A 24,514-nucleotide genomic window follows, 5' to 3' on the forward strand; every position below is an offset into this window, starting at 1 on the left:
AGCACGAATGTCGGTGATCTCTACGATCGAGCAGCTTGAGGCGATCTACGGCTTCCCGAACGACGCGTCGACCGTGAAGGTCGCTGATCACGTGACGCCGCTCTACCGTGTGCTCATCGAGAAGTCGCCGTTCGTGTCGCTTGCGACGTCGGGGCCCGAGGGGCTCGATTGCTCGCCGCGCGGCGACTTGCCGGGCTTCGTGCGTATCCATGATGCGAAGACGCTGATGATGCCGGATCGCCGCGGCAACAATCGCTGCGACTCGCTGCGCAACATCGTTCGCGATCCTCGCGTGGGGCTGTTGTTCCTGATTCCGGGCTCGGGCAGCACGCTGCGCGTCAACGGCCGGGCCTACGTCACGGCCGAGCCGGAACTCCTGGCCTCCTTCAAGATGGAAGGCAAGGCGCCGCGCACGGTGATCGTGATGAATGTAGACGAGATCTACTTCCAGTGCGCCCGCGCGATCGTGCGCTCCGACCTCTGGAATCCGGACAAGCGGGTCGATCCGAAGGCCTTGCCGACACCGGGCCAGATCCTCGCCGAGATGAGCGAGCACACGGTCGGCGGCGAAAAATACGATCGCGAATGGCCAGAGCGCGCGCGGCAAACGATGTGGTGACGTCTCTTCTCCCTCGCCCCGCTCTTGCGGGGAGAGGGTTGGGGTGAGGGGGCGTCCCGCGATAATGCTGATAGTTGTGCACGCGGCAGCTCCCCCTCACCCGAATTCGAGCTTTGCTCGAATTCGACCTCTCCCCGCAAGCGGGGCGAGGTAACTTCCGATGGCTGCGTCGAAGTTGGTCTTGCGGCTCAGGCCTTCGCCTGCTCATCGAACGCCTTCAGCGACACCGCCGCGATCTCGCGGAGCGCGTTGCGGTCGGCGCCCGAGGAAGCCATCACGCACATGCCGGATGTGACCGCGGAGAGATAGCGGGCAAGCATGGCCGGATCGGCGTTTTCGTCCAAATCGCGTTCGGCCTTGGCGCGGACAAAGCGTTCGCGCAACTGATCTTCGGTGTGGGTGCGGCGCGCCGCCAGTTCGAATGGAACGTTTGCCGAGCCGGTGCCGCAGGCAAGGCCACCTTGGACCAGCAGACAGCCGGGCGGGTTGGCGGGATCGGTCTGGGCGTCCGCGTGCTCCATCAGAAATCGTTCGGCCACCTCGCGGGCGGTTGAGGCGCCCAAAACCTTTTCCATCCAGGCGTCGCGCTTTTCAGAGTAGCGGTCGAGCGCAGCCTTCAGCAGGCCTTCCTTGCTGCCAAAGGCGGCGTAGAGGCTCGGCGGATTGATGCTCATCGCCTCGGTGAGCTGCGCGATCGTGGTGCCCTCGTAACCGTGGCGCCAGAATACGTCCATGGCCCGGTCCAAAGCAGCATCCGCGTCGAAGGCGCGGGGGCGTCCCATTCCCATTTTCAGTTACTCCGTAAGCCCGGCGCCGTTTCTGTGACGGCTTGTCTCTGGCTTATCCTATTGTTGCACGTGATGTTTTTCCGCGTCTTCCCATTTCCCCACGAATGAGATAATAAATTCATAGTGCTCGATACATAAGTATCTTGCGAACCGGCGTCCAGCTCCACATCTGTAGCGAACACTACAGATATCTGGAGCGCGTGAATGCCCTCGTCAACCCAAAATCCCCGTTCCGGCCGTTTCCGACGAATCGTCGGCGGTGTCGTGATCCTTGGCGCCCTCGCGGTGGCCGGTTCGATCGCGACCGGCCACTATTTCCACGCTGCGCAGGCGACCGCGGCCGCCGCCGCCCCTGAACCGGCGGTGCCGGTGACCGTTTCTGTGATCCAGCCGCGGCCGACCACCCTGTTCGATGACTTCTCGGGCCGGCTCGAAGCCGTCGACCGCGTCCAGCTGCGGCCGCGGGTGGCCGGCGCGATCCTTTCGACCAACTTCACCGAGGGCGCGCTGGTGAAGTCCGGCGACATCCTGTTCAAGATCGACCCCGCGCCTTACGCGGCCGAGGTCGACCGGGCCCAGGCGCAGCTCGAGGCGGCCAAGGCCCGCGTCGTGTTCACCACGAGTGAAGTCGAGCGCGGTGCACAGCTGGTCGGCAACAACATCGTCACCAAGCGCGATTTCGATCAGCGCGACAACGCCAATCGCGAGGCGATCGCCAACGTCAAGGCCGCCGAAGCCGCGCTGCAGACCGCAAGGCTCAATCTCGACTACACCGAGGTCCGCGCACCGGTCGATGGCCGGGTCGGCCGGATCGAGATCACGGTCGGCAATCTCGTCGCGGCAGGTACATCATCGCCGGTCCTGACCTCGCTGGTCTCGGTCAATCCGATCTATGCGAGCTTCGATGCCGATGAGGAGGTCGTGCTGCGCGCGCTGAACTCGATCGCGGACGCGTCCGGCAAGCGCGGCAATCTCGATCAGATCCCGGTCGACATGGTGACGTCGGGCGGCCTCAGCGCCAAGGGGCACATCCAGCTGATCGACAACCAGGTCAATGGGCAGAGCGGCACCATCCGCGTCCGCGCCGTGTTCAAGAACGAAGACGGCCGGCTGATCCCGGGCCAGTTCGCCCGCGTGCGCATGGGCCAGCCCCAGCAGCAGACGCTGGTGCTGGTCGACGAGCGCGCCGTCGGCACCGACCAGGACAAGAAGTTCGTCATGCTGGTCGGCGACGACAGCCGCGCGGTCTATCGCTCCGTCACGCTCGGCGGCGCGGTCGACGGCCTGCGGATCGTGACCGCGGGCCTGAAATCCGGCGACCGCATCGTCGTCAACGGCCTGCAGCGCGTGCGTCCCGGCGCACTCCTGAAGATGGAAGTCGCCGAGATGGGCGCGCGCGGCATGCAACAGGCATCCTCTGAAATCAACCAGCACGTCGTGCAGCGCTAGGCGCTGCACGCGGGGGCGGAGCCATGAATCTCTCAAAATTCTTCATCGACCGGCCGATCTTCGCCGGCGTGCTATCGATCCTGATCTTCCTGGCCGGCCTGATCTCGCTGCTGGCAATGCCGATCTCGGAATATCCCGACGTGGTGCCGCCGTCGGTCGTGGTGCGGGCGACCTATCCCGGCGCCAATCCGAAGGTGATCGCCGAGACGGTGGCAACCCCGATCGAGGAGCAGATCAACGGCGTTGAGGGCATGCTCTATATGTCGAGCCAGGCGACCACCGACGGCGCGATGACGCTGACGGTGACGTTCCGGCTCGGCACCGACCCCGACAAGGCGACCCAGCTGGTGCAGAACCGCGTGCAGCAGGCCGAGCCGCGCCTGCCGGCCGTGGTGCGCCAGCTCGGCATCATCACCAAGAAGAGCTCGCCCGACCTCACCATGGTCGTGCATCTGCTGTCGCCGAACAACCGCTACGACATGACGTATCTGCGCAACTACGCAGTGCTCAACGTCAAGGACCGGCTGGCGCGGATCGACGGCGTCGGCGACGTCCAGCTCTATGGCGCCGGCGACTATTCGATGCGGGTCTGGGTCGATCCGCAGAAGGCCGCCGAACATGCGCTGACCGCAAGCGACGTGGTGCGCGCAATCCAGGCGCAGAACGTCGAGGCCGCGGCCGGCGTGGTCGGCTCCTCGCCCAGCGTCAAGGGCCTCGACCTCCAGCTCTCTGTCAACGCCGAGGGACGGCTGTCGACCGAGGAGCAGTTCGGCGACATCGTGGTGAAGACCGGTTCGGCCGGCGAGGTGGTGCGGCTGCGCGACGTCGCGCGGATCGAGCTCGGCGCCTCCGAATACGGCCTGCGCTCGCTGCTCGACAACAAGCAGGCGGTCGCGATCCCGATCTTCCAGGCGCCGGGTTCGAACGCGCTGGAGATCTCCGACCACGTCCGCGCCACCATGGCCGAGATCAAGAAGAACATGCCGGAAGGGGTGTCGTATCAGATCGTCTACGATCCGACGCAATTCGTGCGGTCGTCGATCGAGGCCGTCATCCACACGCTGCTCGAGGCGATCGCGCTCGTCGTGCTGGTGGTGATCCTCTTCCTGCAGACCTGGCGCGCTTCGATCATTCCCTTGATCGCAGTTCCTGTGTCGATCGTCGGCACCTTCGCGGTGATGCATGTGTTCGGCTTCTCGATCAACGCGCTCAGCCTGTTCGGCCTGGTGCTGGCGATCGGCATCGTGGTCGACGACGCCATCGTCGTGGTCGAGAATGTCGAGCGCAACATCGAATCCGGCCTGTCGCCGCGCGATGCCACCAACCAGGCGATGCGCGAGGTGTCGGGCCCGATCATCGCGATCGCGCTGGTGCTGATCGCGGTGTTCGTGCCGCTCGCGTTCATCTCCGGCCTCACCGGGCAGTGCTACAAGCAGTTTGCGCTGACGATTGCGATATCGACCGTGATCTCGGCGATCAACTCGCTGACGCTGTCGCCGGCGCTGTCGGCGCTGCTGCTGAAGGGACATGACGAGCCGAAGGATTGGCTGACGAGGGGTATGGAAAAGTCGCTGGGCTGGTTCTTCCGCGGCTTCAACAAGGTCTTCACGAAGTCTTCGGAGAACTACGGCCGTACCGTCACCAAGGTGATCTACGGCAAGGCCGTGGTGATCGGCCTCTACGTGCTGCTGATCGGCCTGACCGGCGTGCTGTTCAAGCAGGTGCCGAGCGGCTTCGTGCCGGGCCAGGACAAGCAGTATCTGGTCGGTTTCGCACGGCTGCCTGACGGCGCGACGCTCGACCGCACCGAGGAAGTCATCCGCAAGATGAGCGACATCGCGCTGACCCAGCCTGGTGTCGAAAGTTCGGTGGCGTTTCCCGGCCTGTCGATCTCCGGCTTCACCAACTCGTCCAACGCCGGCATCGTGTTCTCGACCCTGAAGCCGTTCGACGAGCGCAAGGATCCGTCGCTGAGCGGTCCGGCGATCGCGGCGGCGCTGAACAAGAAGTATGCCGGCATCCAGGATGCCTTCATCGCGATGTTCCCGCCGCCGCCGGTCAACGGCCTCGGCACCATCGGCGGCTTCAAGCTGCAGATCGAGGACCGCGCAGGCCTTGGCTATGAGGCGCTGAACGACGCGACCAAGGCGTTCATGGGCGCGCTCCAGAAGGCGCCGGAGATCGCCGGTGCGTTCTCGAGCTTCCAGGTCAATGTCCCACAGCTGTTCGCCGACATCGACCGCACCAAGGCGTTGCAGCTCGGCGTGCCGGTCACGGAGGTCTTCAATACGCTGCAGATCTATCTCGGCTCTTATTATGTCAACGACTTCAACAAATTCGGCCGCACCTATTCGGTCTATGTGCAGGCTGACGCACCGTTCCGCGCGCGCGCCGACGACATCAGGCAGCTCAAGGTGCGCTCGTCGTCGGGCGACATGGTGCCTTTGTCGGCCTTGCTGAAGGTCCGGCAGAGCGCAGGTCCGGAGCGTGCGATCCGCTACAACGGCTTCTTGTCGTCGGACATCAACGCCGCTGCGGCGCCGGGCTTTTCGTCCGGCCAGGCGCAAGAGGTGGCGACACGGATCGCGGCCGAAACGCTGCCGCCGGGCTTTGCCTTCGAATGGACCGACCTGACCTATCAGGAGTTCATCGCCGGCAACTCCGGAATCTGGGTGTTTCCGCTCGCGATCCTCCTGGTGTTCCTGGTGCTCGCCGCGCTCTATGAGAGCCTGGCGCTGCCGCTCTCGATCATCATGATCGTGCCGATGGGCCTCTTGGCCGCGATGTTCGGCGTCTGGCTGTCGAAGGGCGACAACAACGTCTTCACCCAGATCGGCCTGATCGTGCTGGTCGGATTGTCGGCCAAGAACGCCATCTTGATCGTCGAATTCGCGCGCGAGCTCGAATTCGCCGGGCGCTCCCCGATCCGCGCTGCGATCGAGGCCAGCCGATTGCGGCTGCGGCCGATCCTGATGACGTCGATGGCGTTCATCATGGGCGTGTTGCCGCTGGTGTTGTCGACCGGCGCGGGCTCGGAGATGCGGCGCGCGATGGGCGTCGCGGTGTTCTCCGGCATGATCGGCGTCACCGTCTTCGGCCTGTTCCTGACGCCGGTATTCTATGTGCTGCTGCGCACGCTCACCGGCATGAAGCCGCTGACGCAGCACGGCGAGGCGACCATCCCTGGAAAAGCACACGCGGCATGATGCCGCGTGTGTGTAAGCCTCGTGTCAGTTTGAAGAGGATCAAGCTGCGATATCGAGCAGCAGAAGTGACGAACCGCGGACCAGCACCTTGCGGCCCGCGGGCGTCAGTTCGAACGAATCTCCACGCACCGCAACATAACCGAGCGTGATCAGGCTTTCGACGGCGAACCGGTTCAGCCGTGAAGGGTTTGCTGCGGGAGCCCGCAACGCTTTCAGCGCATCCCACTGATCGGGTCTGAGTTCGAATTCTTCGCTCATTGGTCCAGGCACTCCAGAAGTTCTTGGGGTGCGAGATACAGAGCGCAGATGAATTTCGTGCGACCACAACGAGTCAGGATTTCGATTTATGTGGACGCGCCGTCACATCGCCGTGTCATTGGAATACTTCAAGTTTTTCGAATCATTGCGGCGCATTGACGCGTGATGCCGTCACAGTGATTAACCGCACATCGTCACACAGGTTAATCAGCAGGATTAACCTGCCGAATTCCTCGCTATTCGTTAACCGCGCCGCACGCTGGCGCCGCCATCGACCGGCAACGTCACACCGGTGACGAAATTCGCCTCATCCGAGGCGAGGAACAGCGCGGCATTGGCGACATCCCAGCCGGTGCCCATCTTGTGACGCAGCGGCACCTTGCTGTCTCGCTCGGCCTCGACTTCCGCGCGGCTCTTCTTGAATTCGCGTGCGCGCGTGTCCACCGCCATCGGCGTGTTCATCAACCCCGGCAGGATCACGTTGGCGCGAATGCCATATTGCGCATTCTGGTAGGCGAGCTGTTCGGTGAACGCGATCATCGCCGATTTGGTCGCCTTGTAGGCGACGTAAGGATAGGTCGTGATCGCGGCCATCGACGAGATGTTGATGATCGAGCCGCGTTGTTGCTGGCGCATGATCGGGATCACGTGCTTGGCGGCCAGGATGCAGCTCTTCAGGTTGATGGCGACGCAGCGGTCGAACGCTTCCTCGGTGATGTCGAGCAGCTCGGCATCGCCGCCGGAGAGGCTGACGCCGACATTGTTGTGCAGGATATCGATGCTGCCCCAGCGGCCATGCGCATCCGCCACCATCGCCTTGATGTCGGCATTCTTGGTGACGTCGCCCTTGAAGGCGACAGCAGTGCCGCCGTTGGCCGCGATCAGCTCGACGGTTTCCTGCGCCGACGCCAGATTGTGATCGACGCACAGCACCTTGGCGCCTTCGCGCGCGAAGGTCAGCGCGGTGGCGCGGCCGTTGCCGATGCCTTCGCCGGGGCTCTGGCCGGCGCCGACAACGATGGCGACGCGATCTTGCAGGCGCATGTCACTTCACTCCCGGGATCGGGTACTGCTGCAGTACCTCTTTGTAGGTTGGCTCGTTGTCGATCTGCATGGTGGCGAGCACGCGCACCACGGCGCAGTAGAACGCGATCGTCAGCACCAGATCGGTCATGTGCTCGTCGGAGAGATGCTGCTTGATCTCGGCGAAGGTCGCCTCCGACATCGCGAGCTCGCGCACCATTTCGCGGGCACCCTTGAGGATCGCCTTCGCCAGCGGTTCGAGCTTGGACGGCTTGCCCGCTGTCTCGGCGATCAGGCCCTGGATGTCCTCGTCGGTCACGCCGAACTCCTTGCCGATCTTCACGTGATGGGTGAACTCGTACTCGGATTTCTCGAGCCAGCCGACCTGCAGGATCGCGAGTTCGCGCAGCCGTGGGTCGAGCTTGCTCTTGAAGCGGATGTAGCCGCCGATGCCGTTGAAGGCGCGCGCCATGTCCGGCGAGTTCACCAAGAGCTTGTGCAGATTGGTGTTGCGCTTGAGCATGTCGCGATATTCGGGGGCGACCTGGTCGGCTTCGAGATAGGGCAGGCGGGCCATTGTTGTTGTCCTTGGTTCGGCGGCTTGCGAGGAGGCGGCTGTTGCTTCAGCCGTAGAGTGCTTTGTGCTCTTGCTCGTAGTTGGCGTAGGAGTCCTTCATGCTGGCGCCGTTGAGCAGCATGGTCGCGACCACGGCGTTGTCGGCATCGAACACGGTCGAGCGCACCCACATGCTCTCGGTGCGCTTGCTGCCCGAGAGCGCGACGACCTCGCGCTCGACCCAATAGGTCTCGCCCGGGAACAGCGGCCCGCGCAGCAGCCGGATCTCCTGATCGGCGAACAGCCCGACGGCCGGGCCGCGGACCGGCAGCCGGTCCTCGCGCGCGCGGTACTGGAACAGCACGCTCAGCATCTCCATCGGGATGATGGCGCGGCCCCAGGGATTGTACTCCAGCGAATAATAATCCGACGGCTCGGTGATCACCTTGAGCTTGTCGGCCAGCGAGAACGGATAGAGATCGCCCATGTTCTGGTCGAAATCCATCCTGATCGCCTGCCGCGGCGTCTTCATGCCGACCTTGATGTCGGCGAGGATCACGGGATCGGTCAGCGGCTTCAATTCGCCAAGCCGGTTGCTCAGCGCGGTCTCTGTGCCGTTGCCGTCGATCGATGCGGTGCCGCGCAGGATCTCGGTGCCGTCGGGCTTGATCATCCCGATCGTGCAAACGGTCTGGCCCGGCTTCGGCTTCTCGATCTGGGCCTGCACCTCTTCGCCCTCGAACACCGGATTGCGGTAATGCGCGGACAGGCACCCGGTCATGAACCAGGCGCGGCCCCAGATCCGCTCGCACAGCGGCGCGAACTGGCTGAAATGGGTCGGTCCCTCGATCGTGCCGCCGCGGAAGCCGAGCTTCTGCGCGGTTGCATCGTCGTGAATCGAAGCGTGGGCGTCGTAGGTCTGGGCCTGAAGCATCTGCTTCGGGCTGCGCCAGGGACCCACCAGCAGATTGCCGTTCTCCACGATTTCCGTCGTGAATGCGGATTCGACTTTAATCATCCTTGGTCTCCCTTTGCGCGCCACCGTTTCAAAGAAGCCGGGGTTCGGCAAGCCTCGCAGAGCGACAAGGCCTCGCATGCGCAACATGAGATATGTGCTGCGGCCATGGAACGGGGCTGTTCATGCATAGCAAAATCAGTTCATGCTGATGCATGATCAAGCGCAGAATAATGAGACCGGTTCGGACCGGCGCGACGTAACCGGCGGGGAGCCTTTACTGATGGCGTTGATGGAAGTTGGACTGGACGACAAGTACCGGTTGGATACCAAACGAATCTTCCTCTCCGGTACCCAGGCTCTGGTCCGATTGCCGATGTTGCAGCGCGAACGCGACCGCGCGCACGGGCTGAACACCGCAGGTTTCATCTCCGGTTACCGCGGTTCGCCGCTCGGCATGTACGACCATGCGCTGTGGCGGGCGAAGTCCTTTCTGAAAGAGCATGACATCGCCTTCGTTCCCGGCCTCAACGAGGACCTGGCGGCGACCGCGGTGTGGGGCAGCCAGCAGGTCGGCATGTTCCCCGGGGCCAAGGTCGATGGCGTGTTCGGCATCTGGTACGGCAAAGGCCCCGGCGTCGACCGCTCGCTCGACGCGCTCAAGCACGCCAATTCCGCCGGCACCTCGCCGAATGGCGGCGTGATTGCGCTGGCCGGCGACGACCATGGCTGCCAGTCCTCCACGCTCGCACACCAGAGCGAGCAGGTGTTCGCCTCGGCGCTGATGCCGGTGGTCAATCCGGCGACGCTGCAGGATTATCTCGATCTCGGCATCCTCGGCTTCGCGCTGTCGCGCTATTCCAGCTGCTGGGTCGGCTTCAAGGCGATCTCGGAGACCGTCGAAAGCTCGGCTTCGATCGTCAGCGATCCCGATCGCATCAAGATCATCATGCCGGATGATTTCGAGATGCCGCCGGGCGGGCTGTCGATCCGCTGGCCCGATCCGCCGCTCGAGGCCGAGCGCAGGCTGCACGGGCCCAAGATGGAGGCGGTCGCGGCCTTCGCCCGCGCCAACCGGTTCGACCGCATCGTGCTGGATTCGAAGCCGGCGCGGCTCGGCATCATGGCGACCGGCAAGGCCTATCTCGATCTGCGCCAGGCGCTCGCCGATCTCGGCCTCACCGATGCCGAGGCGCAGGCGCTGGGCCTGCGCATCTACAAGGTGGCGCTGACCTGGCCGCTCGAAGCGCGCGGCGCGCGCGACTTCGCCGAAGGTCTGCAGGATGTGCTCGTGGTCGAGGAGAAGCGCGGCTTCATCGAGGACCAGCTGGTCCGCATCCTCTACAACACGGACGCCTCCAGGCGCCCCTCGGTGGTCGGCAAGCGCGACGAGAGCGGCGCGCCGCTGCTGCCGAGCGAGGGCGAGCTGACGCCGACCATGGTGGCGGCCGCCGTCGTCGCGCGTCTGCGCAAGCTCGGCCACCGCAGCCCGCTGCTGGAGCAGAGGCTGGCAAAACTTGAGGCGTTCGATCGCCCGGCCGAGGGCACGGGCACCGCGAAGCTGCAGCGTACGCCGTATTTCTGCTCGGGCTGCCCGCACAACTCGTCGACCAAGATTCCGGAAGGCAGCCGCGCCATGGCCGGCATCGGCTGCCACGGCATGGCGCTGTCGGTGCCGAACCGCAACACCCAGACCATCTCGCATATGGGCGCCGAGGGCGTGAGCTGGATCGGGCAGGCGCCATTCACCAGCGAACAGCATGTGTTCCAGAATCTCGGTGACGGCACCTACACGCATTCCGGCTTGCTGGCGTTGCGCGCGGCGGCCGCGGCCGGCGTCAACATCACCTACAAGATCCTCTACAACGACGCGGTGGCGATGACCGGCGGCCAGCCGGCCGAAGGCGGCTTCACGGTGGCGCAAATCGCACACCAGGTGGCGGCCGAGGGCACCAAGCGGCTCGCGATCGTCTCCGACGATCCCGACAAATATCCCGCCAACTATTTCCCGTCCGGCGCCACCATCCATCATCGACGCGAGCTCGACGCCGTGCAGCGCACCTTGCGCGAGATCGAGGGCCTCACCGTCCTGATCTACGACCAGACCTGCGCCGCCGAGAAGCGTCGTCGCCGCAAGCGCGGACTGTTTCCCGATCCAGCCAAGCGCGTCTTCATCAATGAGCGGGTCTGCGAAGGCTGCGGCGACTGTTCGGTCGCGTCGAACTGCGTCTCGGTGCAGCCGCTGGAGACCGAGCTCGGCCGCAAGCGCCGCATCGACCAGTCGAACTGCAACAAGGATTTCTCCTGCATCGAGGGCTTCTGCCCGAGCTTCGTGATGGTGCAGGATCCCAAGCTGCGCAAGGCCGACCGCACTGCCGCCGATCCCAAGGCGCTGTTTGCGGACCTGCCGGCGCCGCCCGCGGCCGCGTTGAGCAGCCCCTACAACATCCTGATCACCGGCATCGGCGGCACGGGCGTCATCACCATCGGTGCGCTGCTCGGCATGGCGGCGCATGTCGAGGGGCTCGCCTGCTCGACGCTCGACTTCACCGGCCTGTCGCAGAAGAACGGCGCGGTCATGAGCCATGTCCGGCTCGCGCCCGCGTCCGACATGCTGACCACGGTCCGCATCGCGCCCGGCAATGCCAATTTGATCCTCGGCTGCGACCTGGTCGTGGCCACCAGTGTGCCGGCGCTGAGCCGCGCCGAGCGCGGCGTCACCCGCGCCGTCGTCAACGCCGACCTGCTGCCGACCGCGAGCTTCGTGATCGATCCCGATATCGACTTCGAGGCCAGCTCGATGCGCGATGCGCTGAACGGCGCGGTGAGACCTGACGATCTCGACATCCTCGATGCCACGGGCCTAGCCACCGCGCTGATGGGCGACAGCATCGCCACCAACGCCTTCATGCTCGGCTTCGCGTTCCAGCGTGGCGCGATCCCGCTGTCGCTCGAGGCCATCCTGAAGGCGATCGAGCTCAACGGCGCCGCGATCGAGATGAACAAGACCGCGTTCTCGTGGGGCCGGCTCGCCGCGCATGATCTACCGCGCGTGGTCAGCGCCGCGCGCTTCAAGAACGCAGGCGCAGCTCCTGCGAAGAAGACGCTCGACGAGGCGATTGCGTTCCGCACCAAATTTCTCACCGACTATCAGGACGCGGCCTATGCCAAGCGCTATCTCGACGACGTCGCGCGCGTCCGCTCCGCCGAAACTGCGGCAGCGCCGGGCTCGCAGGACCTGACCGAGGCCTTTGCAAAGGGCCTGTTCAAGCTGATGGCCTACAAGGACGAATACGAGGTCGCGCGGCTCTATTCCGATGGCGAGTTCAGCAAGGCCTTGAGGGAGCAGTTCGAGGGCAATTCCGGCTTGAAGGTCTTGCTGGCGCCGCCGTTGCTGGCGCAGCGCGATCCCGTCACCGGGCGTTTGCAGAAGCGCGAGTTCGGGCCGTGGATCTTCAAGGCGTTCGGCCTGCTGGCGGGGCTGAAGGGCCTGCGCGGCACCGCGTTCGACATCTTCGGCTACACCGCCGAGCGCAAGATGGAGCGCGCATTGCCGGTCGAGTATTCGTCGATGATCCTGCGTCACCTCGACGGCAAGAAGCCGCTCGATTTGCCGCGCCTGGTGGCGCTGGCGAAGGCCGCGGATCTCGTGCGCGGCTACGGCCACATCAAGGAAGGCAACGTCGCCCGCTACCGCACCGAATGCGCGCGGCTGGAGCGCGCGATCGGCCAGCCGTTGGCGCAGGCCGCCGAGTAGGCTGGAGCGTTTTCGAGCGAAGTGGCTAACGGTTCGCGTGAAGAAAACGCGTTCAAAACACCAACCTAGAAACCCGCTCCGATACCATCGGAACGGCGTTCCAGGTGGTAGGCAGCGGGAACTTTCCACGGCCGCATTGGTTGACCGGTAACCCTGCCCGCGAGCCGCGGCTGGATTCGCGCGGTCGGGCTCCTACATGATGGCTGTTCTGTTCGAGTGATTTCAGGAGGCCCATTTATGGTCCTGAAAACTGCTTTTGTTGCAACTGTTTGCACTGCGTGCCTGGCATTGGGTGGCGTGGCGTTGGCTGACGACTACCGCCCAAGCGAGTTCTTCAGCCTCGATCTCTCGCGGGCCGTGCTCTCGCCGAAGCCGCTCGGCCCGCCGGCGCAGTTCGAGCCGGTTCCGGTCGAGGCGAAGACCGACCACGGACCTGATCAGCGCGCCAACGTCGAACCGAAGGTCGAGCAGCCGAAAGTCGAGCCGCAGAAGGCCGTGCGGACCAGCAGGGCAACGGCACCGCGTGAACGCAAGCGCGCAGTGGCGCAGGTTCCCGCCCGCGCCAAGCTCGCGCGCCGGCATTCGAACCCGCTCGATGCGGAAGCCCGCGATACCAGGATCCAGACCTGGCCGTGCCGCACCGGCGGCATCTGCAACTGGCAGCGGTGAGGGCGGTTCGGCGGTTTCACGCCGGCTTGCGCGCGTTCGCACCAATACCAAACCCGTCATCCTGAGGAGCGCGCTCTTGCGCGCGTCTCGAAGGATCGACGGCCCGTCTGTGGCCGATTCATCCTTCGAGACGGCGCTACGCGCCTTCTCAGGATGACGGGTGTGGCGATTGAGCGCTTGGCGCCTGACGACACAGTTCCGATCTAGATCTCCCCCCGAGTCACACCGCCGTCGCAAAACCGTCGGCGCAGAGTCAAGAAACCGTAAGGGCGGAGTCAAACAGCGCAGGCAAAACCTTCGTTGCGATTCGACGAAGGTTATTCGATGCCGACAGCGATCTCCGCGAGGGGGCGAGGCCTCACCAGGCGTCAGCTTCTGGTGCGCTCGGCATCGACGGCCGCGCTGGCAGGATTGGGCTCGCTGGCAAGGCCCTATCTGAGCCGCGCTGCGGATCGGCCCGCGATCGCGGGCATCCAGTCCGGCGACGTCGCCAGCGATTCCGCGGTCATCTGGGCCCGCGCCAATCGCGCCGCGCGGATGCAGATCGAATGCGCCGCGGTCGAAAGCTTCGCCACTATCCTGCGCACCGCGTTCGCCGACGCGCTGCCCGAGCGCGACTTCACCGCAAAGCTGCTGCTCGATGGGCTGCCGCCGGGACAGGACCTGTTCTACCGGATCCACTTCGAGGATCGGGACGGCGTCGCCGGTGAAAGCCGCATTGGGCACTTCCGCACCGCGCCGGTCGACCGCCGCTCGGTCTCCTTCGTCTGGTCCGGCGACGTCGTCGGGCAGGGCTGGGGCATCGACCCCGCGCGCGGCGGCCTGCGCAGTTACCGCACCATGCTGAACGAACGCCCGGATTTCTTCATCCACTCCGGCGATCACATCTATGCGGATTGCACCGTGCCGTCGGAGCAGACCCTGCCGAACGGCGAGGTCTGGCGCAACATCGTCACCGAAGAGAAATCGGTCGTCGCGCACAGCCTCGACGAGTTTCGCGGCAACTACAAATACAACTGGCTCGACGAGAATTTTCGCGCCTTCCACGCCGAGGTGCCTGTCTTCGCGCAGTGGGACGACCACGAGGTGGCCGACGACTGGTCGCCGATCGGCACCGCCGATGCGACCGGCTACGATACGGACGGCACCTCGCGCCTGGTGGCGCGGGCGCGCCGCGCCTTCCATGAATTCATGCCGATGCGGCTGATGCCGGAGCGCGACGGCCGGGTCTATCGCAAGATCGCCTACGGGCCGTTGCTCGACGTCTTCATCATCGACATGCGCTCCTACCGCGATTCCAGCTGGAACAAGCAGGGCGATCCGGACCAGGCGTTCATCCTCGGTCGGGATCAGCTCGCCTGGCTGAAGCGGGAGCTGGTGGCCTCGGATGCCACCTGGAAGGTGATCGCCGCAGATCTGCCGATCGGCCTCGTCAGCCTGGACGCCGTCGCGCTCGGCGACGGCCCGCCGCAGCGGCGCGAGCACGAGATCGCCGATCTCTTGTCCTTCATGAGGCGCGCCGGCATCCGCAACACGGTGTGGCTCACCGCCGACATGCACTACACCGCCGCGCATCATTATGATCCGAACCGCGCCGTGTTTCAGGAGTTCGAGCCGTTCTGGGAATTCGTCTCCGGCCCGCTGCATGCCGGCACGTGGTCGCCGGGCGAGCTCGACAACACCTTTGGCCCGAAGGCGATGTACCAGAAGGGCTGCTCGGCCGAGCAGGGCGACAATCTCGCGCCGTGCTTCGGCCTGCAATTCTTCGGCCGCGTCGACATCGACGGCAGGACCAGCGTGATGAGAGTGACGTTGAAGGACGTCGACAACCACGATCTCTGGTCGGTCGACATCGAGCCGCGGCCGGACGCGCGGCCCGGCCAGATCATGGCGCAACACATCTAGGCTCGCGAAAGCCGTCGCGACATCTTGATTGCGGGCGCCTTGCCCGAAGGGCCGGTTTGCGGGCAGACTGCGTGCTGGCATTTCTGCCAATTTCATTCCCACCAGACGATTTGCTGGCGTGACGTCGTCGATGACATCGGCGTCCCACGCGTCAGGAGCTATCCATGGACAATCTGCAGACACAGGGCATCAGCCTGCCGCAGCTCGGGCTCGGCACCTTCCGCATGCAGGGCGATGACTGCCGCGCGGCGGTCGAGAGCGCGCTTGGGCTCGGTTACCGGCATATCGACACCGCCGAGATGTACGGCAATGAGGAGGCGATCGGGGCGGCGATCGCAGACGCGAAGGTCGCGCGCACGGACCTGCACGTGACCACCAAGGTTTGGCACGAGAATTTGGCGCCGGATGCGATCCGGAGATCGTTCGACACCAGCCTGGAGAAGCTGCGGCTCGATCACGTCGACCTCTATCTGGTGCACTGGCCGTCGCGGAACATGAAGCTGTCTGCCGTCTTCGAGACGCTGATGCGGCTGAAGCAGGAAGGCCGCACCCGCGCGATCGGCGTCGCCAATTTCACCACCGCGCTGCTCAAGACCGTGGTCGAGGACATCAAGGCGCCGATCGCCTGCAACCAGATCGAATATCACGCCATGCTGGACCAGACGCCGTTGCGGAAATATCTCGCGGCGAAATCGATCCCGCTGGTGGCCTATTGCCCGCTCGCCCAGGGCCGTTTCGCGACCGACGAGACGCTGGCGAAAATCGGCAGCAAGCATGATGCGACCGCAGCGCAGGTGGCGCTGAAATGGTTGCTCGACCAGGAGGGCGTTGCGGCGATCCCGAAGGCCTCGCGCGCCGAAAGCCAAAAGGCCAATCTCGACGCGCTGAAGGTCAGGCTCGACGATGATGACCGCAAGGCGATCGCTGCGCTGCGCAAGGACATGCGCTGCGTCAACCCGGGCTTTGCTCCGGCGTGGGACTGAGTCCTGCGAGCACCCGATGAGGACGTAGAACAAAAAAATGGCTCCGCGAGGAGCCATTTTCCGTTGTGTCGGTCTATCGTATGTGTCGGCGCTTAATAGCGGTCCCGCCTGATCACCACCGTGCGGTCATGGTCGTGATGCCAGCCGCGATGCCAACCACGGTCGTGGCGCATTTCGGCCCGCGAGCCCCAGCCACGATCCCAGTGATGATGGCCGCGCTTGATCACGACGGTCTCGGCGCTCGCGATCGACGGAATGGCCACTGCAAGGGCACCAATCGCCGCAAGAACAAAACCAATCTTTTTCATCTCATCCTCCTCAAATGATGCGTGGGGGCAACCGTGCAGGCATCGGAACGTTCCTCTGGAACCGGAGGAGCTTTCTGAACACCTGTTCAGCAACGGTCCCAGCGCAACGTTCGCCGCGCGTTCGCTGCACATCCGATGCGTGAGCGTGGCTGCATCTTTCGGTGGCCTTGCCTAACCCCGGCGTCCGACGCATCATCGCGCCATAAATATCAATGTTCGGGGGGACGTTGCCGTGGGTGAATTTTCACGCCGGGATTTTTTGAAAGGTACGGGATCGGCCGCTGCTGCTGTGATCGCAGGGCCGGCCGCTGCGGCGATGGGGCCGGACGACAAATTCGACCTCGTGATCAAGAGCGGCGACGTGATCGATCCCAGCCAGTCGCTGCGCGGCAAGCGCGACATCGGCATCCGCTGGGGTCTGATCGAGGCGATCGAGGACGAGATCCCGGCCGCGCGCGCCAGCAAGACCATCGACGCCTCGGGCAAGCTCGTGATGCCGGGCCTCGTCGATCTGCACTGCCACGTCTACCCCTATGGATCGGCGATCGGCATTCCCGCCGACGAGCTGGTGCAATTCCAGGGCACCACGACGGTGGTCTCGGCCGGCGATGCCGGCGTCAACAATCTCGCGGCGCTGCGGCGCTTCATCGTGGCGCAGTCGCGGGCGCGGATCTACGCCTTCGTCCATATCGCCAATAACGGCCTGTCGGCCTTCCCGGTGGCCGAGCTCTACAACATCGACAACGCCCAGGTCGAAGCCTGCGCCATGGCGCTCGCCGAGAACCCGGACTTCCTGATCGGGGTCAAGGTGCGGATGTCGGAGAACATCATCTTCAAGCATGGCATCGAGCCGCTGAAGCGCGGCATCCAGGCCTGCGAGATGTGCGGCTGGCCGGCGCGGATGATGGTGCATATCGGCGGCGTCGAGACCAGGGAGTTGATGTCAGACATCCTCGATCTGCTGCGGCCGGGCGATATCCTCACCCATGCTTATTCCGGCGCGCCGAACATGTCCGGCGCCTTCACCAACATCGTGCAGGACGGCAAGCTGCTGCCGGCGGCGCTCGCGGCCAAGCAGCGCGGCGTGCTGTTCGATGTCGGCCATGGCGGCGGCAGCTTCGATTTCACGGTGGCCGAGATCGCGATCCCCGCCGGCTGCACGCCCGATACGATCTCCTCCGACATCCACGTCTTCTCCGGCAATTCGCCCGGCATCCCGTTCCTGCCGAATGTGATGAGCAAGTTCCTGGCGATGGGCTCCTCGCTGGATCAGGTGGTGGCGATGGCGACCTCGGTGCCGGCGCGGATCATCAACCGCGCCCCCAAGATCGGCACGCTGCAGCGCGGCGCCCCCGCAGACGTCGCGATCATGGACCTGATCGAAGGCCCGGTCTCCTTCGTCGACACTCGCAACAACAAGCGCGACGGCAATCTGCAACTGAAGCCGGCGCAGACCGTGGTCAACGGCGTGCCGTTCGGCCGGCCCTATCAGGCGCCGTTTTCGGTGCGGTGACTCAGTCTCACGATCACCTCTCCCCACCGGGGAGAGGTCGGCGCGGAGCGCCGGGTGAGGGGGGCAGGTTCCACGAGAGAGCGCAACCCCTCACCCGGATTGTATCTGATGATACAATCCGACCTCTCGCACAAGGGGAGAGGTGGATTGCCAATGCCGCGGGAGCCGCAAGCGGGCGCTTACGCCCGCTTCTCCACATTGCTGCTGCGCGCCGGCACGCCGAACTCCTTGCGGCACACTTCGGCCAGCACCGCGACGCCTTCGCGGATCTGCTGGTGCGAGGGGCTGGCGAAGCAGAGGCGCAGCCGGCTGCCGGAATGCGCCTTGCTGGTCGACCATTCCGGTCCCGGATTGATCGAGACCCCGGCGGCGAGCGCCGCCTGATAGAGCTTCATGGTGTCGACATGATCGGGCAGCTTGACCCAGAGGAAGATGCCGCCCTTCGGCGCCTCGAATTCGGCCGACGTGCCGAACTGCTCGTTCAGCGCCTCCATCAGCGTGTCGAGCTTGGCGCGCAGGCCACGGGTCAGCCGCGGCACATGGGTCGCAAAATGCGGCGCGCAATATTCCGACAGCACCATCTGCTCCAGCGCGCCGGAGCCGGCGTCGGTCTTCAGCGGCAGCATCCGCGACATGATTGCCCAGGGCGCGACGATGAAGCCGACCCGCAGCGCCGGCGCGATCGACTTCGAGAACGAGCCGATATGGATCACGCCGCCATGCTGGCTCATGGCGTAGATCGCGGGCGGCCGCTCGCCGCTCCAGATCAGATCGGCATAGCAATCGTCCTCGAAGATCGGCACGCCGTATTCCCTGGACAGCTTCAGCATTTCGGCGCGGCGGGTTTCGGGGAGGATCGAGCCGGTCGGGTTCTGCACCGTCGGGATGGTGTAGATGTATTTCGGCGTGATGCCGCGCCGCTTGTGATCGGCGAGCGCTGCGGCCAGCGCATCGATCCTGATGCCGTCACCGTCGAGCGGAATGCCGACCGCGTTGACGCCGAGCCGGGTTAGCCGGTTCAGCGAGCCCTGATAGGTCTCCTGTTCGATCAGCACGGTGTCGCCCTTGGCGAGCAGCGTGTGATTGACGAGGTCGAGCGCCTGCAGCGAGCCGGAGACGATCATGATCTCGTCCGGCGTGCAGGCAATCCCGGCATCGCGCTTCAGCTTCTCGGTCAGGAACTGGCGCAGCGGCAAATAGCCCTGCGGTCCGTGCGCGAGGTTATAGGTCGCGAGATTCCTGCCCTCGCGCTTCAGCACCGCATTGACCGCCTCCAGCAGTCCGTCGACCGGGACCTGGTCCGGGTCATTGTTGCCGCCGACGAAGCTGTATTTGGCAAGCCCGGTCCAGCGCGCGGCCGGCGCAGGCAGGCCGGCAGGAAGCAGCGGTGCAAAGTCGAACTGGGCTGAGGTGGACATGGACGTTTCGCTCCGTGTTGTTGTCGTTGAGAAGGCCTGTGGGAGGCGGCCTTCCATGAAGTCAGTTCTTGCTGGTCAGCCTGATCGGGCGGCCCTGGCTGATGAAGGCATAGTGCCCGGCGCCGACGCTGCCGACCATCAATGCCTCGACCGCCGGTTCCGCGATCTCGCCGGCCGCCGCCCAATCGACCACGAAATTCGCACCGGTGCCGCCGCGGGTATCGGTCGTGGCGATCGAGACCTCGACGGTCGCAAACGGTTTTAGCGCGACCGGCGACTTGAGGTAGCTCTCCACCATCCTGCCTGATGTGTCGAAATAGGCGATCCGCTTCAGCACCAGCGGCCTCGTCTCGGAGGCATTGTGCACGCTCAGCGTCACCGAGAAATCGGCCCTCAGCTTGCCCTGGCTCATCGACACGCTGGAATAGACCGGCACGTAGAATGCACCGGAGGCCGTGAGGCCTTCCGATGGCACCGCGGTCAGCGAGTTCGCAAAATTTTGTTCAATACTTGCCGAGGATTGTGCTAGCGCGTCAGCCATGCGCACGGTGAGCAGGCAGAGCAAAACTGCCAGAAAAATGCCGCCTGCGCGGATGTGACACATTGCTCGGTTGATCCTCACGCCCGGCCCTCTAGGTTGCGGCAACAGGAAGTCTTTGACGCATGCATGAACTCATTCGCGATATCACGCTCTGTATCCTGTTTGCCTGGGGAATTGGGCTGCTCGCCCATTTCTCCCGGCAACCGCTGATACTGGCCTACCTTATCGCCGGCTTTTTCATTGGTCCATTCGGCATGGGCTGGGTCAAGTCCCAGGAGTCGATCAGCGTCATCTCCGAGCTTGGCCTGATCTTCATGCTGTTCATGATCGGGCTGGAAATCGACCTCAAGAAGATCATCCGTGCCGGCAAGGTCATCCTGTTCGCCGGCGCCGGCGAGCTGATCGGCGGCTGCCTGATCGGCGTGGCGTTCTTTGCCGGGATCGGGCTTGCGATCGGCGGCGGCAAGTTCGATGCGGTCTATCTCTGCGTCGCCTGCGCGTTGTCCTCGACCGTGATCATCGTCAAGGTGCTCTACGAGAAGCGCGAGCTGGACACGCTGCCGGGCCGCATCACGCTCGGCGTGCTGGTGCTGCAGGACATCTTCGCGATCCTGTTCCTGGCGGTGCAGCCGAGCCTCGACAACCTGCAGATCAGCGTCGTGCTGCTGTCGATCGCCCGCGTTGCGGTGCTGGTCGCGACCGCGCTGGTGCTGAGCCGCTACGTGCTGCCGCGGCTGTTCCACCAGATCGCGCGCCGGCCCGAGCTCGTGCTGCTCGGCGCGCTCGCCTGGTGCTTTCTGATCGGCGAGATCGCCGAGCGGCTGCATCTGTCGCGCGAGATGGGCTCGCTGGTCGCCGGCGTCTCGATCTCGACCTTTCCCTACGCGCTCGACGTCACCGCCAAGGTCACGACGCTGCGGGATTTCTTCATCACGCTGTTCTTCGTCGCGCTCGGCATGACGATCCCGATCCCGGGCTTACAGGTGATCTGGCTCGCGCTTGTGATCGCGGCCTTCACGGTGGTGAGCCGCCTGGTCACGACATTCACGCCGCTCTATCTGATGAAGCAGGGCCTGCGCGCCAGCCTGCTGCCGGCGATCAATCTGGCGCAGATTTCCGAGTTCTCGCTGGTGGTGATCCAGACCGGGGTCGCCGCCAACCATATCGGGACCGAAACCGCGAATGCGGTCTCGTTCGCCTTCGTGGTGCTGGCGGTGCTCTCCACCTTCGCGATGGCCCGCAGCGATCAGATCGTGCGCGGCCTGATCGGTCCGTTGAAGCGGATCGGGCTGCGTGATCTCGACCATCGACGCGCGGGCGGCGGCGCATCCGGGCAGGAGGCGGAGGAACATGGCGAAATCCGGCGCATCGTGATCCTCGGCTTTTTCCGTGCCGCGAGCGCGCTGATCAGCCAGATCGAGCGGCAGAACCAGTCGCTGCTCGAGCAGATCAGCGTCATCGACTTCAACCCGCTGGTGTTCCGCACGCTGACCGACCGCGGCATGCACGTGATCTATGGCGATATCAGCAATGTCGATACGCTGGTTCATGCCGGCATCGGCAAGGCCGAGATCATCATTCTGAGCGTGCCGGATTTTCTCTTGGTCGGTGCCGACAATGAGAAGCTGGTGCGCCACGTCCGCGCCCTGAATCCGACCGCGAAGGTGGTTGCCACCGCCGATCTCCTGACCGGTGTCGACGACCTCTACGACGCCGGCGCCGACTACGTGACGGTGACCCGGCTTAGCGACGCCGGCGAGCTCTATTCGGTGATCGAGGCCGCCGACGCCGGCCTGCTCGACGACAAGCGCGCGGAGCTGGACGTCCAGCTCAGCGACCGGCGCGAGGTGCTGCCGTAAGCGAGATCCGGCTCAAACAAGGCAGCCTTGTAGCCCGGATGGAGCGAAGCGAAATCCGGGGACTTTGCCTGCGGGGATGCCCCGGATTTCGCTTCGCTTCATCCGGGCTACGGGCCGCTGGTATGCCTGCCGGACGCATGGCGGGTTGCATAATGATACTGGCGCTGACATCGGAACCCGGCTAATCCACTGCCTGCATAAAGCGAGATGTCAGGACAATGGCCGATACGATCCAGGAAGTGCTGCAAGCCTTTGCGAAGGGTGAACTCGTCGTCGTCACCGACGATGACGATCGGGAAGGCGAGGGCGATTTGATCGTCGCGGCGTCGTTCTGCACGGCGGAAAAGATGGCCTTCATCATCCGCCACACCTCCGGCATCGTGTGCGCGCCGATCACCACCGAGGACGCCCGCCGGCTGCGGCTCGACCCGATGGTGGCGCATAACGAGTCCAACCACACCACGGCCTTCACCGTCTCGATCGACTACAAGCCCGATGGCGGCACCGGCATCTCCGCCGACGAACGCGCCTCCTGCTGCCGCGCGCTCGCCAATCCCAACGCCGGCGCCAACGATTTCGCACGCCCCGGACACATCTTCCCGCTGATCGCGCGCGACGGCGGCGTGCTGCTGCGCTCCGGTCACACCGAAGCCGCGGTCGATCTGTGCCGGCTCTCCGGCCTGCCGCCAGTCGGCGTCATCAGCGAGCTGATGAACGACGATGGAACCGTGATGAAGGGCGAGCAGGTCGCGAAATTCGCTGCTGCCCACAAGCTCAAGCATGTCACGATCGCGGACATGATCGCCTATCGCCAGGCACGCGAGAAGCTGATCGAGCGGGTCGCGACCTTCACCACCGAAAGCCCGATCGGCCCCCTGCAGGGCTATGCCTATCGCTCGCCCTTCGACGAGATCATGCATGCCGCGTTCGTCTATAACGGCATCGGCGATGGCCGGGACGTGCTGACCCGGCTGCACAAGCCCAATATCGTGACGGACCTCTTCACCGGTCCGGCGCGCATGGAAGCCGTGTTGCGGCACTTCAAGGCTGCCGGCCGCGGCGTGCTGGTCTATCTGCGCGACGGTGCCGCCGGTGTTCCGGTCCAGCCGGTGAGCGAGCAGAAGTCGGCGGAGGCCGATCGCAACAAGCAATGGCGCGAGGTCGGCGTCGGCGCGCAGATCCTGCGCGATCTCGGCATCACCTCGATCCGCCACCTGACCTCTTCGGTGCACGACTACAAGGGTTTGTCCGGTTTCGGCATCGAGATCGTGTCGAACGAGAGGCTGGAGTGCTAGCACCCGTCATTCCGGGGCGATGCGTTAGCATCGAACCCGGAATCTCGAGATTTTACGCTCTCGCGTGCCCCGGAATGACAATGGTCCCAATTCAATTGCGCTTCGCAGCATAGCGCTTTAATTTATCCGCCAATTTCCGAGAGACGATGCGAAAGGATGTTTCATGAGCGTGCGCCCCCAGTCCAAGGACAAGCCGGCTGCCGCCAGCTTCCAGTGGGATGATCCGTTCCTGCTCGACGACCAGCTCACCGAAGACGAGCGCCTGATCCGCGACACCGCGCGGGCCTATGCGCAGGACAAGCTGTTGCCGCGGGTCACCAAGGCCTATCTGGAAGAGAAGACCGACCGCGAGATCTTCAACGAGATGGGCGAACTCGGCCTGATCGGCGTGACGCTGCCCGAGGAATATGGCTGCGCCAACGCGAGCTACGTCGCTTACGGCCTGGTGGCGCGCGAGATCGAGCGGGTCGATAGCGGCTATCGCTCGATGAATTCGGTGCAGTCGTCGCTGGTGATGTATCCGATCTACGCCTATGGCGACGAGAACCAGCGCAAGAAATATCTGCCCAAGCTCGCGACCGGCGAATGGGTCGGCTGCTTCGGCCTGACCGAGCCGGATGCCGGTTCCGATCCCGGCGGCATGAAGACCCGCGCTGAGAAGGTGGCCGACGGCTACAAGCTGAACGGCTCCAAGATGTGGATCTCGAATGCGCCGATCGCCGACGTGTTCGTGGTGTGGGCCAAGTCGGCCGCGCATGACAACCAGATCCGCGGCTTCATCCTCGAGAAGGGCATGAAGGGCCTGTCGGCGCCGAAGGTCGGCGGCAAGCTCTCGCTGCGTGCCTCGATCACCGGCGAGATCGTGCTCGACAACGTCGTGGTGCCGGAAAGCGCGCTGCTGCCCAACGTCTCCGGCCTCAAGGGCCCGTTCGGCTGCCTCAACCGCGCCCGCTACGGCATCTCCTGGGGAGCGCTCGGCGCCGCCGAGGACTGCATGCACCGCGCGCGGCAATACACGCTCGACCGCAAGCAGTTTGGCCGGCCGCTCGCCGCCACCCAGCTGGTGCAGAAGAAGCTCGCCGACATGGAGACCGAGATCGCGCTCGGCCTGCAGGCCTCGTTGCGCGTCGGCCGCCTGATGGACGAGGGCAAGATGGCGCCCGAGATGATCTCGATCGTCAAGCGCAACAATTGCGGCAAGTCGCTCGACATCGCCCGCATGGCGCGCGACATGCACGGCGGCAACGGCATCCAGATCGAGTATCACGTGATGCGTCACGCCGCCAATCTCGAGACTGTCAACACCTATGAGGGCACGCACGACGTCCATGCGCTGATCCTCGGCCGCGCGATCACCGGCATCCAGGCGTTCTCGTAAGGGGCGCCATCCCCGACAGCGTAGGATAGGTAGA

At 64.6% G+C, this 24,514-nt stretch carries 19 protein-coding genes; 11 read left to right on the forward strand and 8 right to left on the reverse strand.

Translation table 11 applies throughout. The features are described 5' to 3' along the window. The first annotated feature begins 7 nt into the window (after nt 1-7). Nucleotides 8-619, forward strand: coding sequence for a pyridoxamine 5'-phosphate oxidase family protein (locus AAFG07_RS10935; RefSeq protein WP_212311518.1), 612 nt, complete (start codon nt 8-10; stop codon nt 617-619). Between the two features lie 188 nt (nt 620-807). On the opposite strand, the gene AAFG07_RS10940 is transcribed toward AAFG07_RS10935, so the two are convergent. Further along, the gene (locus AAFG07_RS10940) at nt 808-1,407 is read right to left on the reverse strand and encodes a TetR/AcrR family transcriptional regulator (protein WP_342727276.1); all 600 of its coding nucleotides are present in this window, start codon (nt 1,405-1,407) and stop codon (nt 808-810) included. A gap of 204 nt (nt 1,408-1,611) precedes the next feature. Between AAFG07_RS10940 and AAFG07_RS10945 the strand changes: the two genes are divergently transcribed. After that, nucleotides 1,612-2,856, forward strand: a complete 1,245-nt coding sequence (locus tag AAFG07_RS10945; protein WP_342727277.1) for an efflux RND transporter periplasmic adaptor subunit — start codon at nt 1,612-1,614, stop codon at nt 2,854-2,856. A 23-nt stretch (nt 2,857-2,879) separates the two neighbouring features. Beyond that, nucleotides 2,880-6,062, forward strand: coding sequence for a multidrug efflux RND transporter permease subunit (locus tag AAFG07_RS10950; protein WP_342727278.1), 3,183 nt, complete (start codon nt 2,880-2,882; stop codon nt 6,060-6,062). 39 nt (nt 6,063-6,101) lie between these two features. Here AAFG07_RS10950 and AAFG07_RS10955 read toward each other — a convergent pair whose 3' ends face one another. The 4 genes from AAFG07_RS10955 to AAFG07_RS10970 form a co-directional block, all read right to left on the reverse strand. After that, entirely contained in the window at nt 6,102-6,320 is a 219-nt protein-coding gene (locus AAFG07_RS10955; protein ID WP_028334528.1) for a hypothetical protein, read from the reverse strand. A 243-nt stretch (nt 6,321-6,563) separates the two neighbouring features. Next, the gene (locus AAFG07_RS10960) at nt 6,564-7,364 is read right to left on the reverse strand and encodes an SDR family NAD(P)-dependent oxidoreductase (RefSeq protein WP_342727279.1); all 801 of its coding nucleotides are present in this window, start codon (nt 7,362-7,364) and stop codon (nt 6,564-6,566) included. A gap of 1 nt (nt 7,365) precedes the next feature. Next, entirely contained in the window at nt 7,366-7,920 is a 555-nt protein-coding gene (locus AAFG07_RS10965; protein ID WP_342727280.1) for a carboxymuconolactone decarboxylase family protein, read from the reverse strand. 46 nt (nt 7,921-7,966) lie between these two features. Beyond that, complete coding sequence (locus AAFG07_RS10970) at nt 7,967-8,917, reverse strand: hypothetical protein (protein WP_342727281.1); 951 nt, start codon at nt 8,915-8,917, stop codon at nt 7,967-7,969. A gap of 220 nt (nt 8,918-9,137) precedes the next feature. Here AAFG07_RS10970 and AAFG07_RS10975 point away from each other — a divergent pair, with 220 nt between their 5' ends. From AAFG07_RS10975 to AAFG07_RS10990, 4 genes are all read left to right on the forward strand, one after another. Further along, nucleotides 9,138-12,611: an indolepyruvate ferredoxin oxidoreductase family protein gene (locus AAFG07_RS10975; RefSeq protein ID WP_342727282.1), complete on the forward strand. Its 3,474-nt coding sequence runs from the start codon at nt 9,138-9,140 to the stop codon at nt 12,609-12,611. A 237-nt stretch (nt 12,612-12,848) separates the two neighbouring features. Next, nucleotides 12,849-13,280 carry a hypothetical protein gene (locus AAFG07_RS10980; RefSeq protein WP_342727283.1) on the forward strand — a complete coding sequence of 144 codons (432 nt, stop codon included), beginning with the start codon at nt 12,849-12,851 and terminating at the stop codon, nt 13,278-13,280. 324 nt (nt 13,281-13,604) lie between these two features. After that, nucleotides 13,605-15,185: an alkaline phosphatase D family protein gene (locus tag AAFG07_RS10985; RefSeq protein WP_342727284.1), complete on the forward strand. Its 1,581-nt coding sequence runs from the start codon at nt 13,605-13,607 to the stop codon at nt 15,183-15,185. Nucleotides 15,186-15,349: 164 nt separating this feature from the next. Then, on the forward strand, nt 15,350-16,168 hold the full coding sequence (locus tag AAFG07_RS10990; protein ID WP_342727285.1) for an aldo/keto reductase: 819 nt from the start codon (nt 15,350-15,352) through the stop codon (nt 16,166-16,168). Between the two features lie 92 nt (nt 16,169-16,260). Here the strand turns inward: AAFG07_RS10990 and AAFG07_RS10995 are convergent, their stop codons facing one another. Beyond that, complete coding sequence (locus tag AAFG07_RS10995; protein ID WP_342727286.1) at nt 16,261-16,476, reverse strand: hypothetical protein; 216 nt, start codon at nt 16,474-16,476, stop codon at nt 16,261-16,263. A 232-nt stretch (nt 16,477-16,708) separates the two neighbouring features. Here AAFG07_RS10995 and AAFG07_RS11000 point away from each other — a divergent pair, with 232 nt between their 5' ends. Further along, entirely contained in the window at nt 16,709-17,989 is a 1,281-nt protein-coding gene (locus AAFG07_RS11000; RefSeq protein WP_342727287.1) for an amidohydrolase/deacetylase family metallohydrolase, read from the forward strand. A 179-nt stretch (nt 17,990-18,168) separates the two neighbouring features. On the opposite strand, the gene AAFG07_RS11005 is transcribed toward AAFG07_RS11000, so the two are convergent. Beyond that, the gene (locus AAFG07_RS11005; protein WP_342727288.1) at nt 18,169-19,407 is read right to left on the reverse strand and encodes a PLP-dependent aminotransferase family protein; all 1,239 of its coding nucleotides are present in this window, start codon (nt 19,405-19,407) and stop codon (nt 18,169-18,171) included. Nucleotides 19,408-19,468: 61 nt separating this feature from the next. Next, entirely contained in the window at nt 19,469-20,011 is a 543-nt protein-coding gene (locus tag AAFG07_RS11010; protein WP_342727289.1) for a DUF3124 domain-containing protein, read from the reverse strand. 59 nt (nt 20,012-20,070) lie between these two features. On the opposite strand from AAFG07_RS11010, the gene AAFG07_RS11015 reads away from it, so the two are divergent. From AAFG07_RS11015 to AAFG07_RS11025, 3 genes are all read left to right on the forward strand, one after another. Then, a complete protein-coding gene (locus AAFG07_RS11015; RefSeq protein ID WP_342727290.1) occupies nt 20,071-21,807 on the forward strand; it encodes a cation:proton antiporter in 1,737 nt (578 codons plus the stop codon). Nucleotides 21,808-22,025: 218 nt separating this feature from the next. After that, nucleotides 22,026-23,102, forward strand: a complete 1,077-nt coding sequence (ribB, locus tag AAFG07_RS11020) for a 3,4-dihydroxy-2-butanone-4-phosphate synthase (protein WP_173641389.1) — start codon at nt 22,026-22,028, stop codon at nt 23,100-23,102. A gap of 163 nt (nt 23,103-23,265) precedes the next feature. Continuing rightward, nucleotides 23,266-24,480 carry an acyl-CoA dehydrogenase gene (locus AAFG07_RS11025; protein ID WP_097670230.1) on the forward strand — a complete coding sequence of 405 codons (1,215 nt, stop codon included), beginning with the start codon at nt 23,266-23,268 and terminating at the stop codon, nt 24,478-24,480. Nucleotides 24,481-24,514 lie beyond the last annotated feature (34 nt).

This window comes from Bradyrhizobium sp. B097 (assembly GCF_038957035.1).
Classification (GTDB): Bacteria; Pseudomonadota; Alphaproteobacteria; order Rhizobiales; family Xanthobacteraceae; genus Bradyrhizobium.